The following is a 14528-nucleotide window of genomic DNA, read 5'->3' as shown; positions in this document are numbered from 1 at the left end:
GTCAGCCCGCTGCGGGTAACGCGGCGAGTCTTTCGACAACGTCAGGCACGACCTTCTCAACGACAGTCGGACACGTCTTGCGGGCCACTGGCGTGGGTGCCAATGCGACATTAAACGTGAGTGGCACGGCGATATCGACATCGCCCCCGTCTGCGTTGAATGGCATCTATGTGCAAATTACGAATCCCGGCGGCACGGCCCCGGCATCCGATGCGCGCATCGCGATCGACGGCGGCGTCAATTCGGTCGCTGCGACGGGGGCTGCGCTCGATGCCGTTGCTATTGCAAACGCCACAAGCGGATCGTCGTCAGTCGTGGTCACACAGGGGACTACGCTGACGATCGACAACCGTGTGCTCGGCAACGAACACGACGGTATCGATATCAACGCCAGCGGTGGCGGGAACGCATTAGTCAGTCACAGTGGTGCAGGCACCATTTCGACGGTCGGCGGCAATGGTGTCTGGGTCAAGGCGACCGGTGCGGGGAATGCCGTCGCGGGAGTCGGCAGTGGTGTGTCGTTCGTGGTGGACAACACCGACACCTCGTCGCAAGGGAATCATGCCGGAGTGCACACCCGTTCTGTCGACGGCAATTCGCAAATTTCCAATGCTGCCAACGTGCAGGCGATCGGGCGCAATGCCTTCGGTGTGTTTGCCGAGACCACCAACGGCAATGTCAGCGTTCAGAACAGTGGGGCGCTGACGACCAATGGTGTCAATGGCTTCGGTATTCGCGCCGTCTCTCCGGGCGGAAGCGTGACGGTCGCCAACACCGGGGCGATCACCACGTCGGGGGGGGGCGGGCACGGTATCTACGTCACGAACGGCACGACGGGCAACGGTTCGGTCTCGGTCGACAATCGCGGCACGCTTCGTGTGGGCACGACCGCCGACGACACCGGCGCACGCGCCATCTACGTGCTGTCGCAGGGCACGGGTGACGTTTCGATTACCGGCAACGGCGATATCGTCGTCACCGGCAGTCCCACGGCCAGCCGTGGATACGGGATCATCGTGAGCGCGGGGAGCGGCCACGCAAGCGTGAACTACGGTGGCTCCATCGAGGCGCATGGCAATGGCGCTGGCGGTATACGTATCGATGCCGCGTCGGCGGGCAATGTCGACATCACCTACACCGGTGCGCGCATCGAGACATTCAACTCGAATGCCAATGGCATTTATGCGACCACCGGTGCCACCGACGGCACCGTCACCATTCGTTCACAAGGCACCATCGTCACGCATTCGGACGCGGGAGGCGGTGACGGAACCGGCGTGGGATCGTTCGGCATTCAGGGACTGAGTCAGGGGGCCGAGGTCGCGATCCAGAATACGGGGCCGCTGATCGACGTCAACGGTTCCGGTGCCGCGATCCTCGCGAGCAACGCCTATCTGGGCGGGCTGGGGCACGGCGATGTCTTCGTCACGAATACGGGCACGCTTCGCGCCCGAGGCAACGCGCAGCAGGGGATCAGAACGCTGACAGTGAGCGGCGGACAGTCCATCGTCAACGATGGCCCCATTCAGACCAGTGGTGCGTCCGGCAGCCAGGGCATTTGGGCGAATTCCACCGGCGGCGGCACGGTCTCGGTCGCGAACACCGGTGCGATCTCCACACTCGGCACCGGGTCGTCGGGTATCGATGCGCAAACGACGTCGGGCACCGTGAGCGTCAGCAACGCAGGTGCGATCTCGGCAGGGTGGGGGACGAGTGCGGGCATTCAAGTGAATGGCGGTGCGCAATCAGTCACGAACTCGGGTACCGTCGCCGCCCTGAGCGATGTGGCTATTCGAGGCGACGCACAGGCCGCAGGCACGCGGTTCACCGTCGACAACAGCGGGCAGGTGACGGGCCTCGTCACGGCAACCGGCGCGGCTACGACGATCAACAACACCGGGACATGGGCCTTGCGCAACTTCGCCGATACGACCGGAAGCGGCGTCAAAGATACCTGGCGCATCGCCGCGAACAGTCTTGGGACTGCCAGCGGCAACGCCATCGTGAATGCGGGCGTGCTTTCGCTGGCCGGGCAGCCGACCACGGGCGTCGCCACGTTCGATGCGACAGGGGCCTATCTCCCGCTCGGCTATCAGGTGAATACGCCGTCGCTGGGCGGGCCGGTGCAGGGGCAGTTGCTGGGTGTTCAGACATTCACCAACAGCGGCATCGTCGACGTGAGCGGTGGTGGCAATGTCGCGGGCAACGTGCTGGTAATCTCCGGCGGCCAGTCGGCGGGCAACTATGGCGGAGGTCTTTACGTCTCGAATGGTGGACGTTTGTTTCTCAACAGCGTGCTCAACGAGGGCGGTGCCAACAGCCATTCAGACATGCTTGTCGTCGACGCGGCCGCCACCGGCAGCGGTGGTGCGACTCGCATACGTGTGAGCAACGTCGGCGGCGATGGTGCACTGACGACCGGGAACGGCATTGCATTAGTGGACATTCTCGGCACGGCACCGTCGGCCAGCGACAGCGGCGCATTCACATTGGACCGGCGTGTCGTCGCCGGTCCGTACGAATATCGCCTGTTTCGCGGCGCTGAGGACGGCAGTGGTACCAACGTCTGGTATCTACGCTCGGACCGGGAGCCGGATCCCGAACCGTTGTACCGTCCCGAGATCGCGGCGTATCTCGCGAATCAGCGACTGGCCGGACAAATGTTCGTGCATAGCCTGCATGATCGGCTTGGTGAGCCGCAATACGTCAACGAGCAAGGGTTCAATATGGCGCGCACGGACGACGAAGCGTCCGACAAACCCAAATCCGGCTGGTTGCGTATGGTCGGCAAATGGGAGCGGTCGCAGAGCGCGAACGGACTCTTTAACGTTCGCACCAATGCGTTCTTGCTGCACGGCGGTCTGGAGTTCGCCGACTGGTCGATGCTGAGCGAGACGGATCGCGTGCACGTCGGTGGCATGCTCAGTTACGGCACGGCCAACAGCAATGCCACGGCACAGGGAAATCCTGCACACGCACAAGGCAAGGTGGAGGGCTGGAGTCTCGGGGCTTACGCGACCTGGTATCAGAACGACGAACACAAGCTGGGCGCTTACGTCGATACGTGGGCGCAGGTCGGCTGGTTCAACAACCAGGTGGACGGCGACACCCTGGACGCTGCGAAGTACCACGCGGGGGGATTCGCCATATCGGGGGAGACCGGCTACGCCATTCCCCTGCATGGCGATTGGGTCGTGGAGCCGCAGGCCCAGATCATTTACATCGATTATCACGAGAACGATTTCACCGAGCCGAACGGCACGCGCATCGGTGGGGCGAACTCATCGGGGCTGGTCACGCGACTGGGCATTCGCACGCATCGCACGTGGGTTCGTGACGATGGGCGCCGGTTTCAGCCTTATTTCACGTTCAACTGGTGGCGCACGACGACCGACAGCTCGGTCTCGTTCAATGCGCTGCCGATTGGCACGATGTACCCGCGCGACAGGTTCGAGGCGAAGCTGGGACTGAACGCGTTGCTGGGCAAACGCTGGACCGGTTGGGCCAACGTGTCGGGGTCGTGGGGGCAGCAAGACTACCGGCAACTCGCAGTGCGCGGCGGTGTGAAATACACGTGGTGACGTCTGTGTACCGGCGTCTGCGGATGGATGCGCCCGGCAGGCAATGCCGGGCGTAATCCGTGGCGTGATGGCAGCGGTCTTGCTTAGACCGCCTCGACTGACCCGCCGAGACGCTCAGCCATCGCCCGGCGAATCGAGGCCGTGATGCCTGGCACATCGAGGCCGACGGAGGCCAGTTGTTGCGCGGGTGTGCCCTGATCGATGTACGTGTCGGGCAGGCCCAGTTGAAGCACAGGGACCAACACGCCGTTAGCGTTGAGCGCTTCCACACAGGCCGTACCTGCACCGCCCATCACCGATGCTTCTTCGAGCGTCACCACGAGGTCGTGTGTGCGCGCCATCTCCAAAACCGTCGCCTCGTCCAGCGGTTTGACGAAGCGCATGTTGACCACGCTCGCGTCGAAGGCTTGCGCCACTTGTTCGGCCAGCGCGACCATCGACCCGAAGGCCAGGATCGCGACGCGTTTGCCTGCCGGGGCGGCGCTTTGACGGCGCACCTGCGCACGACCGACCGGCAGCGTCGACAGACCCGCTTCGGTCTTCACGCCAGGGCCGGTGCCGCGCGGATAGCGCACGGCGCTCGGGCCGTCGATGCCCAGCGCCGTCTGCAACATCTGACGGCATTCGTTCTCGTCTGCCGGGGCCATCACGACCATATTCGGGATGCAGCGCAGATAGGCGATGTCGTATGCACCCGCATGGGTCGCACCGTCCGCGCCGACCAGACCGCCACGGTCAATCGCGAAGAGGACCGGCAGATTCTGCAAGGCGACGTCGTGGATCAACTGGTCGTAGCCGCGTTGCAGGAACGTCGAGTAGATCGCGACGACCGGCCGCAGCCCTTCCGTCGCCAGCCCGCCCGCGAACGTGACGGCGTGCTGCTCGGCAATGCCGACGTCGTAGTAACGCTCCGGAAAGCGCTTCTCGAACTCGACAAGGCCGGAGCCTTCACGCATGGCTGGCGTCACGCCGACAACGCGCTTGTCTGCCGCCGCAGCATCGCACAGCCATTCCCCGAACACCTGCGTGTAGGTCTTGGCCGAAACGGTGCCCGGTGCGGCCGGACGAATGCCTTCGCTCGGATTGAATTTGCCCGGCCCGTGGTACAGCACAGGGTCGGCTTCGGCCAGCTTGTAGCCTCGGCCCTTGCGTGTGACCACATGCAGGAACTGCGGGCCCTTGAGTGCCTTGATGTTTTCGAGCGCCGGGATCAGCGCATCGAGATCGTGGCCGTCGATGGGGCCGAGATAGTTGAAGCCGAACTCCTCGAACATCGTGCCCGTGGGCGAGACGATGGCCTTGGCATGTTCTTCTAGCTTGTGGGCGAGTTCGCGCATCGGCGCGGGGGCGTTGCGCAGCAGATTGCGCACGCTTTCCTTGCCCGCCGAGTAGAACTGACCGGACATCAGACGCGTGAGGTACTGATTGAGCGCGCCGACCGGCGGCGAGATCGACATATCGTTGTCGTTGAGCACGACGAGAAACGGCAGATCGTCGTACACACCGGCATTGTTCAGCGCTTCGAACGCCTCGCCCGCGGTCATCGCGCCATCGCCGATCACGGCAATGGCGTGACGCTTTTCACCCTTAACCTTGCTGGCCAGCGCCATGCCCAGTGCCGCCGAAATCGACGTGCTCGAATGCGCCGTGCCGAACGTGTCGCAAGGCGATTCGTCGCGCTTCGGGAAGCCCGACAGCCCTTGCCACTGACGCAGCGTCGGCATGGCTTCGCGTCGACCCGTCAGGATCTTGTGCGGGTAGGTCTGATGACCCACGTCCCACACGATCCGGTCGTTCGGCGTGTCGAAGACATAGTGCAGGGCAATCGTCAGTTCGACGGTGCCCAGATTCGACGACAGGTGTCCGCCGGTGCGCGAAACGTTCTCGAGCACGCAGGCGCGCAGTTCGTCGGCCACACGGCGCAATTCGGGGCGCGAGAGCGCGCGCAGTTCGGCAGGGGAGTGGAGGCTGGCTAGCAAATCTGTCATGGCTGAACGTCTGTCCCCGGCTTACTTCACCAGGCGGGCGAAGGAAGCCAGCAGGCGATCGATGTCGGCGGCCGTGAGGTTGCCCATCGTCGAGATACGGAACAGTTCCTTCGACAGACCGCCCTGACCGGCGTAGATGACGAAGCCGTCGGCCTTGAGCCAGTCGTGCAGACGCGGATAGTCGACACCGGCAGGCAATTTGTACGCGCGCAGCACCACCGACGATTCGCCCGGCGGCAGCACGCTATCGATGCCCAGCGCAGCCAGACCGGCGCGCGCTTGCTCGGCGAGCGCACCATAGTGCGCGTGGCGCTTTTCCCAGCCGCCCGCATCGTCCAGTTCGCGCAGGGCTTCGACGAGCGCGTAGTAAGCCTGCACGGACGGCGTGAACGGCGTGTTGCGCTCGGCTTGCAGCTTGGCGAGGCGAGCGATGTCCAGATAGTAGGTACGGGCGAACGCCTTCGCGAGGGCTGCCTTGCGCACGAGCACGAACGACACGCCCGGCACGCCGTGCACGCACTTGTTCGCGGTTGCGGCCACGGCAACGATGGCCGAGTCGTTGAAGTCGATGGCTTCGGCAGCGAAGCTGCTCACGCCGTCGACCAGCAGATCGATGCCGCGCTCACGGCACACGCGCGAGATGCCCGTCAGATCGTTCAGACGGCCGGTGGTCGTCTCGTGGTGAATGATCGCCACGTTCGTGTACGGACGCTCGCCTGCGGCGTCCAGCTTGGCAACGATCTGCGCCAGATCCGGCGCTTGCATCCATTCGAAATGGATGACGTCGTGGTCGATGCGATATTGCTTTGCGATCTGCGAGATGCGCTCGCCGTACACGCCGTTCTCGACGATCAGCAGGCGGCCGCCTTCCGGCACGAGGCCAGCCGTCATGCTCTCGACGGCAGCCGTGCCCGAACCGGTCATCAGCACCGGCGTCCAGACGGCCGGGTCGAGGCCGTAGACGGCCGTCAGACGCGCGCGGGCTTCGTCCTGCAAGTCGAAGAATTCAGGCTCGCGGTGGCACAGATCGGGTTGCAACAGACTTTTGCGAACACGCTCGGTCAGGGTAACGGGGCCCGGATTCAGTAACAGCATGGCGAAGCTTCCTCGGCAGATATCGTAAAGGGGGATCGCTCAGGCCGAAGCCTGTGCGCGTTGTGCAATATGGTCCATCAGTCGCGACTTCACGGCTTCCGGCGTCACCTTCGGACGCGGCAGACCGTCCGGCGTGCCGGGGCGCGTCGTCAGACACGCGAAGCGCGGGCCGTCGTTCAGGCTATGGCTGCGGCCGTCGAACAACTGTTCGATGACGTCGAGCGTGTCGCCTTCGAGCGCCAGGGCATAACCGCTGGCAGCGGCCACACCGGCGAACGACACCGTCGGCGAGACCGTTGCCTGTGCGCCGGTCGAGTCGTGCGAAGCGTTATCGAGCAACAAATGGATGAGGTTCGACGGGCCGTAAGCACCCAGCGTCGCAAATGCGCCCATGCGCATGAGCGCCGCGCCGTCGCCGTCGAGCGCGACCACGCGAAGGTCCGGACGCGCAAGCGCGAGACCCAGCGCTAGCGTCGTCACGCAGCCCATCGAGCCGACCATGTAGAGCTGGTTGGCACGGTCGTCGAGGGCGTAGAGTTCGCGTCCGCAGAAGCCGGTCGACGCCAGCACCACGGTACCTTCGAGCGGCGTGTGCGCGATGACGCGGGCGAGGGCGTCGCGACGCGTCGGCATGTCCGACGGCGCAACACCGCGCACGACCGACACCGGTGCCGGTTGTGCGGGACGCGCCGGACGCTCCGACGGTTGCAGCGGGAACGGCGCCACGCTGCCCTTTTGCATCACGAGCGCGTAGGGGCGGCCGGTCTCGTCCATATGACGCACTGCGCGCTCAAGCGCCGGGGCAATCGCATCCGGCTCGGTCGGGAACAACTCCCACGGCACTTCCATCAGGTCGAGCATGGCGGGCGTGATCGGGCCCATGAGCGCATGTTGCGGCTCGTCGGTAATGCCCGGCTGGCCGCGCCACGTCACGATCAGCAACTGCGGCAGACGGAACGTCCATGTGAGCGACGTGAGCGGGCTGACGGCGTTGCCGAGGCCCGAGTTCTGCATCATCGTGACCGAGCGTGCGCCACGGCCTTCACCGAGCGTCGCGCCAGCTGCGATGGCGACCGCGTCGCCTTCGTTGGCCGCCGACAGGTAGTGCAGCGTCGGGTCTTGCAGCACATAGTTGATGAACGGCGTGAGGAACGAACACGGCACGCCGGTGTACCACGTGAAGCCGTGCTTGCGCGCGGCTTCGACGAACTGACCTGCCTCAATCACCTTGCGTCTCCGGAGCGGTGCCGCTGAACGGCGTCTGACCATGGGCGAAATCGGCCGCGCGGCGGAATTCTTCCATGTCGTTCACACCGCGCCAGTGGCCGTGCACGTATTGCACTTCGATCTTGGCACCATCGGCGGCCAGCGCGTTGATCAGTTCGGGCATGCCGAGCTGGTCGAAGTCGGCGCGTGCCTGAAGCGCGGCGAAAACGCGTTGGAGTTGCGCGCGGCCTTCGTCGCCACGCACACCGAGCAAACCGATCCAGCGGCCGTTGGGCGTGCGGCCCGCGTCCGAGGCGTCGCCGCTGATCTTTTCGAGCAGCGCTTGCTGACCGAACAGGCTGCGGTCGTCGCCCGCCGAGCAATACGCGAAGTCGCGCACGCTGGCGTTCGCCGCATTGGCGGTGACCGCCGCCGTGGAATCGACCACGACGGTGAAGTCGGCGTCGCTCTCGACCAGATCGCGCACGATGTAGCTGCGGAACAGCAGGTCGCCGTACGACACCACGGTGTCTTGCGCGAAGGCGTTGGCAACGCGTGCGAGCGAGGCCAGTTCGCCCGTCTCGGCGTGACGTTCGTTGACGGCGAGCGTGATCCCGGCGGTGTCGATCGCGTCGGCACGATAGCCGCCCACGACCGTAATGTCGTTCACGTTCTGCTTCTTGAAGCCGTCGACCAGCCAGCGCAGCAGCGGCTTGCCCGCGACCGGCAGCATGACCTTCGGACGGTCAGTCGTCACGCTTTCCAGGTTCTTGCCACGGCTGGCGGCCAGCACGATAGCCGAGCGCGGGGCATTGGCGGCGGACAGGTAGCGGTCTTCGGCCTGCGTGTACTCGTCGGCGTCCTGCAGACGGAAGATTTCGTCCACGGTAGCGACGCGGTCTTCGACGTTGATGAGCGTTTCGTTGCGGTGAATCTCGGTAGCCACCGACTGCATGGCCGACGTTGCGGCGCGCAGCAGATGGTTCGCCCAGATCACGAGACTGATTCCGGCTTCGCGGAACACGTCGGTCGGCGTGCTGTAGTACTTCGTCGGCACGATCACCAGCGGGCAGCGGTTGCCCCACTCACGCGCGAATTGCACGATTTCATCGGCACGCTTGAGCTTGCTGTGGATCAGGATGGCGTCCGCTCCGGCCTGATGATAGGCCTCGGCACGGCGCAGGGCTTCTTCCATGCCCCAGCCAGCGATCAGCGCTTCGACACGGGCGACGATGGAGAAATCGTCGTCGGCCTGCGAGTCCTTACCGGCCTTGATCTTGCCGCAGAACTCGTCGATGTCGGCCAGCGGCTGACGTTCGCCACCGATGAAGCTGTTGGTCTTCGGGAAGACCTTGTCTTCGATACACACGCCAGCGATGCCACGTTGTTCGAGCTTGCGCACGAGACGTCGCATGTTGTTGAAGTTGCCGTAGCCGGTGTCGCCGTCGAGCAGGATCGGCAGATCGCTGGCGTCGGCCATGAATTCGAGGTTGTCGACAACCTGCGTCCAGCTGGCTTCGTTGTTGTCGCGAACGCCGAACTGCGCCGAAATGGTCAGGCCGGACGCCCAGATGCCCTTGAAACCGGCTTCGCGCACGATGCGTGCGGAGATGCCGTTGTGGGCTTCCATCAGGAATTCGAGCTGATTGCTGAGGAGCATGGCGCGCAGTTGTGCTGCGCGCGTGGCTGTCGGCGGAAGGGTAAATGCGTCGGGAGCGTTCATTCGGACACCATCGTGAGCGGTTCGAGTTGCGGCAGCACCTGATCGGCGGCGCGCTTCACATCTTCAGGGTAGTCGATTTCGATCCACGGGAAGCCCGTGACGTCGGCGGTTTCGAATTGCGCACCGCGCTCGAGCAGCAGATCGCGCACGGCTTCTTCGTGCGGCATCTTGGCGCGGCCCGATTCGACGTAATCGCGGGTGATTTCCGCCAGACGCGTCGCCGTCGCTTCGTTGAAACGGAAGAAGCCGACGGACTCGCCGACGGTGTCGTATTCGAGGCCGACCATGACCTGCTTGCGCAGTTCGACCGGCACGCCGTCGCGCAGGCACAGCTTGACCGGCTCGTCGCCGACTTCGAAGTCGCGATCGATGAGCAGACGGTTGGCGGTCTTGCCCGCTACGAGGGCGTTGAAAATGCGCTGGTCGTAGAGCACGTCCGCATCCATGACGAGCACGTCGCCACCGGCGGTCATGGCCTCGGCCGTGGTGTGCAGCGTGAGCACGCTACCCAGATTGAATTCCGGGTTGAGGTAAATCTTGGGACGCGGCGTCCAGTTCAGACGCTCCAGTTCCTCGCTCACTTGCTCGTGATGGAACCCGAGCGCGAGCACGACGTCCGTGATGCCAGCCGCTGCCAGCATGCGAAGGTGACGCTCCAGCAGCGACATGCCGTCGAACTTCAGCAGGCACTTGGGCGACTGCTTGTCTTCGGGCTGGAGCAAACGCAGGCCCATGCCTGCTGCGAGAATGATGGCCCGCATGGTCGATATCCTTCTTTAGAGCGGTGCAGTATCCGTGGCAGTGGGCAGCGGCACGCTTTGTTGCGCAGCGCGCTGACGACGCCAGCCACGTTCGGAGAAATGCAGATAGACGAGGCCCGGCACGCCGAGCAGCAGCTCGCGCGTACGTTTGGCCAGCGACAGGGCCAGCGCGGCGTCGGCCGGCAGACCCACGAGCGGGGCGAGCAGCAGGTAACCACCTTCCTGTACGCCGAGCGAACCCGGCACGAAGAAGGCAGCACCGCGAATCGCCTGCCCGAGACTTTCAAGCAGCAGCGCGTCGACCCAGCTCACCGGATGCCCGATGAATTGCAGGATCAGCCAGACTTCGACAGTCCCGACGATCCAGCCCACAAGGCTGAGCAGAAAACTGGCGAGCACCTGACGGCGATGACCGTACATGCGTTGCACGATTTCGTCGACGGCATCCGCACGGTCGAGCAACGACGACCAGTCGCGCTTGGACGACATCTTCGAGAGCATGCGAAACGCCCAGCCGAAGATGCCACGACGCTGCGCGACATAGAACGCGTAGAGCAGGGCGGAGACGAGTGCCGTGGCGAGCAACATGGGCAGCCACAGGCTGTCGCTGGTGCTCTGCGTCGCGCTGATGCCGAACACGGCCAGTCCCAGCAGGGCGAAGACGATTTGCGCCACGGCTTGCAGCGTGGTGCTGACGGTGATGGCGGCGGCCGCTTCGCGACCGGCCATGCCGCGTTGTTTCATTTGACGCACCATCGCGATCGGGCCGCCGATCTGCCCGGCGGGCAGCAGGCTGTTGACCGATTCGCCGACCCAGCGCGTGAGCGTGGCGCGGCCGAGCGTGCACGACTTCGACACCAGCACCTGAATGGCGGCGGCGTCGAGCACCAGCGGCACGAGGTGGAAGGCGGCGATAGGCAGCAGGCCCCAACCGGCAGCGCCCAGCGTGGACATCACCGATCCCGTGCCCTGCCAGATCAGCAGGGCGACGAAAAGGGCGAAACCGAGGGTGAGTGAGACGATGGCGGTCCGGTTCATTTAGCGTTTCGTCCGTCCAAAAATCTGACGAAACACTTGCCGGAAACCAAAGTAGGCAACCGCGTCCTTCATATTCGAGATGAAGCGCTGCCAGGTGCCCATGCGCGGGTCGGTCACATACTCGAACGTGAGCGAAATACGCTCCTCGTTATCGCCGAGCGGCGTGATCCGGTGATGCAGCTTGTCCCCGTCGAAGAACACCAGCGCGCCCGGCGGATACGCCACGGCGCCGTCGACTTGTGTCGCGCCGGGATTGCGCGTGTGCAGTCGGTATTCGAGCTTGCAGCTCGATTGGTCCACCACACCGAGCAGCAGCGTGTAGCGGCGGCCCTTGTAGTAGGACGTGTCATAGTGCCAGCCGATGTGGTCGCCCGGACGCGTGTAGTAATACAGCGCATACGCATGCGGGTCTTCCTGCGGCGACGGCAGCAGCTTCTCACCGGCCAGACGCTCGAGGAAACCGATCAGGGCAGGCGAGCGGTACAGCTCGGCCACGAACGGGGCCAGCTCGTCGAGCGTATGACGGCTCACGCTACCGCCCTGCTTGTGACCGGGCAGATAGTTGCGGTTCACACTCGGCGTGACCGCGCGCGCGGCGGCGATCAGTTGCTCCGTGACCGACTGCGGCAGGAACTTCTCCATATAGACGAAGGCGTCCTGCGACTTGAACTCACGCGTGACGCCGTCGAAGTCCACGGCATCGAGGGCGCGTTCGATCTCGGCGTCTGCGGCAAATGCGGCGGGCGCCATCGGGGCGACTGGAGCGGCCGAGGCGGATTCTGCCTTGGCCGATTCGTCAGTCTTCACCGGCAGCGGGCGGCGCATCACGCGCACGTAATCGGCCACGACCAGCAGCGCGAAGAGCGGTGCGCCGATGGCGGCGGCAATCAGGAAGCCGCGCGTGCCGTCGAACAGCGTGACGAGCGGCATCAGATACAGCACGTCTTCGGTTTCGAAGCCACCAACGGAGGCCTGCTTGGTCCCCGCCTTACCCACACGCTCCTCAATGCGCATGCGCAGGAAGAAGATCAGGGCGACGGCGAAGCCAGCGATCCAGCCAAGCGCCGAGGCCGACAGCGGCACGGGCAGCGGGAATTGACCCGGGGCCATCGCGTTGACACCCATGCCGATGCCGCCGAACAACAGCACCGTAACGAACGCGTCGGACGCGAGGTCGTAAAAGTGACCGATCCGGCTCGTCTTGCCGCTGACACGGGCAAGCTCGCCATCCGTATGGTCGATGAAGTTCGAGAGCACGAGCAGTAGCGCGCCGAGATTGGCCATCGCATAGCCACCCTTGGCGAATGCCCAGGCGCAAGCGAGCCCCACGATTAGACGAACCGTCGTGAGGTGATTCGGCGTCACCGCTGTATTGACTAGCGGCATGACCAGCCAGCGCGCGAGGCGGGCGTCGTATTGACGCGGGCGCGGCGGCACGGGACGTGCGGTTTTACTTGTAGTCGGCGCAGGAGCAGGCGCCGAAATGATTTTCGGTATCGTTTCCATGAGGGGGGAATATATACCCATAAGACGGTAATGTGCAGTGCACTTAAAACACCTGTACTTACCGCGACAACCTTGGCGATTCAGGGCATTGACGCGCGATAAACCTTGCGCTGCACTGCGGGCTGAGTGTTCCGAAGGGTCTGCAAATACCCCTAATTACTACGTTAGGCGATAGGCGTTCCGAGTTCGCGATTATATTCCGCAATACTCTATTTCGCTTTAGAGCCACCCGGCGTCTATTTGACGCACCAGATTGCGCCGGATCGACGTAATCCCGGGTGTTTTGCCGTGAAAAACGACTTTTGGTCGGTATAGCGGCATTCCGGCGATACGCGGATAATGGCGATCCCGTCGCCTTTTTTTGCGGTGTCTTCCGACCGCACTTCTCCCAATGTCCCAAACGATTGCCATTCTTACCGGTGCCTCCCGTGGTCTCGGCGCGTCGCTCGCGCGCGGTTTGCTCGCGCCCGGCACCCAACTTGTGACGCTGGCACGTCGCACGGACGACGAACTCGCCGCGCTGGCCAGCGAAAAGGGCGTCAAGCTCGAACAGATCGCCGTCGATCTCGCCGACACCGCCGCTGCCGCCCAGACGGCCGAGCGCATCTTCGCCTCGCTGCCGCGCGACGCCGGTCGGTACCTGCTAATTAATAATGCCGGTACGGTGCACCCGGTCGCCAACTCGGCGGCGCTGAACGATCCGGCGGCCATCGGCGCGGCGTTTGCGCTGAACGTCACGTCGGTCATGTTGCTGACGTCGCGCTTTCTCGCCGCCACGCAAGGGCTGACGGCCAAGCGCCAGATCGTGAACATCTCGTCGGGCGCGGGCCGCAATCCGAATGCTGGCTGGGCCGTCTACTGCTCGACGAAGGCGGCGCTGGATATGTATACGCGCGTGGTCAATGCCGAACATCACGAGCACGGCGTCCAGGCGATTTCGCTGGCCCCGGGCGTGGTCGACACTGGCATGCAGGAGACGATTCGCAGCAGCAGCGTCGAAAGCTTCCCGGCGTTGGCACGTTTTCAGGATCTCAAGGCGAGCGGCAAGCTGTCGTCGCCGGAAGACGTCGCCCGTCGCATTCTGGCGCTGACAGATCGCGACGACTTCGGTCAGACCGAAATCGACGACATCCGCAACTACGCGTAAAAAAAACCGGTCAGCGCTTCGGCTGGCCGGTGTCGTTTTAGCGCAGTACGGGTTGACCAGGTGTAATTCGCGTGCTGCGCGCGATGCGCATCGTGCATTACACCGGGGATGGCCTATTGCTCCGTGCTGGTGACGAAGACGCTGCCGTTGCGCTCCGGCGCATAGAGAATCAGCGTGGGCGCGTGAATGTCGAAGGCGCGCTCGCAGGCTTCGCTGAACGAATCGAACTGCACGGCCCACGCGCCATTGCGCACATAACAGTGCGTGATGGTGTCGGTGCGCCGGTCGAACTCCTGCCCGAGAAACACGCCCTGCGTGTAGCACCAGACGACGAACCCGTGAAAATCCGCCTGCTCCGGCGCGCGAAAGACACGCCAGCGGGCGTCGTCCCGCCCGGCCTGGCGCGCCGTCGCGCCCGCCGCCCAACGTTCGAAACCGTCGTGTCGTTTGCGTTGCTCCATGTCGTCGTACCCCCTATGGGTG

The 14528-nt window shown here is 64.2% G+C and carries 10 protein-coding genes and 1 pseudogene; 2 read left to right on the top strand and 9 right to left on the bottom strand.

The features are described from left to right. Positions 1-170: 170 nt before the first annotated feature. Positions 171-3581 (top strand): autotransporter outer membrane beta-barrel domain-containing protein, encoded by a 3411-nt coding sequence (locus tag ACIQWO_RS18090; protein WP_402826963.1) that lies wholly within the window; start codon positions 171-173, stop codon positions 3579-3581. Between the two features lie 83 nt (positions 3582-3664). Here the strand turns inward: ACIQWO_RS18090 and dxs are convergent, their stop codons facing one another. From dxs to ACIQWO_RS18050, 8 genes and pseudogenes are all read right to left on the bottom strand, one after another. After that, positions 3665-5569 (bottom strand): 1-deoxy-D-xylulose-5-phosphate synthase, encoded by a 1905-nt coding sequence (gene dxs, locus ACIQWO_RS18085; RefSeq protein WP_402826960.1) that lies wholly within the window; start codon positions 5567-5569, stop codon positions 3665-3667. 21 nt (positions 5570-5590) lie between these two features. Beyond that, positions 5591-6664: a 2-aminoethylphosphonate aminotransferase gene (locus ACIQWO_RS18080; protein WP_233328161.1), complete on the bottom strand. Its 1074-nt coding sequence runs from the start codon at positions 6662-6664 to the stop codon at positions 5591-5593. Between the two features lie 39 nt (positions 6665-6703). Continuing rightward, positions 6704-7891: a phosphonopyruvate decarboxylase gene (gene aepY, locus ACIQWO_RS18075; protein ID WP_402826956.1), complete on the bottom strand. Its 1188-nt coding sequence runs from the start codon at positions 7889-7891 to the stop codon at positions 6704-6706. After that, positions 7884-9593 carry a phosphoenolpyruvate mutase gene (aepX, locus tag ACIQWO_RS18070; protein ID WP_402826953.1) on the bottom strand — a complete coding sequence of 570 codons (1710 nt, stop codon included), beginning with the start codon at positions 9591-9593 and terminating at the stop codon, positions 7884-7886. Before aepX ends, aepY begins: the two co-directional genes overlap by 8 nt. Then, the gene (locus ACIQWO_RS18065; RefSeq protein ID WP_039399729.1) at positions 9590-10354 is read right to left on the bottom strand and encodes an NTP transferase domain-containing protein; all 765 of its coding nucleotides are present in this window, start codon (positions 10352-10354) and stop codon (positions 9590-9592) included. The genes aepX and ACIQWO_RS18065 overlap by 4 nt, the downstream gene beginning before the upstream one ends. A gap of 15 nt (positions 10355-10369) precedes the next feature. Continuing rightward, positions 10370-11392: a flippase-like domain-containing protein gene (locus ACIQWO_RS18060; protein WP_150577335.1), complete on the bottom strand. Its 1023-nt coding sequence runs from the start codon at positions 11390-11392 to the stop codon at positions 10370-10372. After that, positions 11393-12217: a 2OG-Fe(II) oxygenase gene (locus ACIQWO_RS18055; RefSeq protein ID WP_402828209.1), complete on the bottom strand. Its 825-nt coding sequence runs from the start codon at positions 12215-12217 to the stop codon at positions 11393-11395. Between the two features lie 174 nt (positions 12218-12391). Next, positions 12392-12778: pseudogene (locus tag ACIQWO_RS18050) on the bottom strand (CDP-alcohol phosphatidyltransferase family protein); the annotation flags it as partial. 511 nt (positions 12779-13289) lie between these two features. Here ACIQWO_RS18050 and ACIQWO_RS18045 point away from each other — a divergent pair. Next, positions 13290-14045: an SDR family oxidoreductase gene (locus ACIQWO_RS18045; protein WP_402826948.1), complete on the top strand. Its 756-nt coding sequence runs from the start codon at positions 13290-13292 to the stop codon at positions 14043-14045. Positions 14046-14158: 113 nt separating this feature from the next. On the opposite strand, the gene ACIQWO_RS18040 is transcribed toward ACIQWO_RS18045, so the two are convergent. Then, entirely contained in the window at positions 14159-14506 is a 348-nt protein-coding gene (locus ACIQWO_RS18040; protein ID WP_039399723.1) for a hypothetical protein, read from the bottom strand. Positions 14507-14528 lie beyond the last annotated feature (22 nt).

Origin of the sequence: Pandoraea sp. NPDC090278, assembly GCF_044772185.1 — a bacterium.
Taxonomy (GTDB): Bacteria; Pseudomonadota; Gammaproteobacteria; order Burkholderiales; family Burkholderiaceae; genus Pandoraea.
This window is presented reverse-complemented; position numbering and strand designations above follow the sequence as displayed.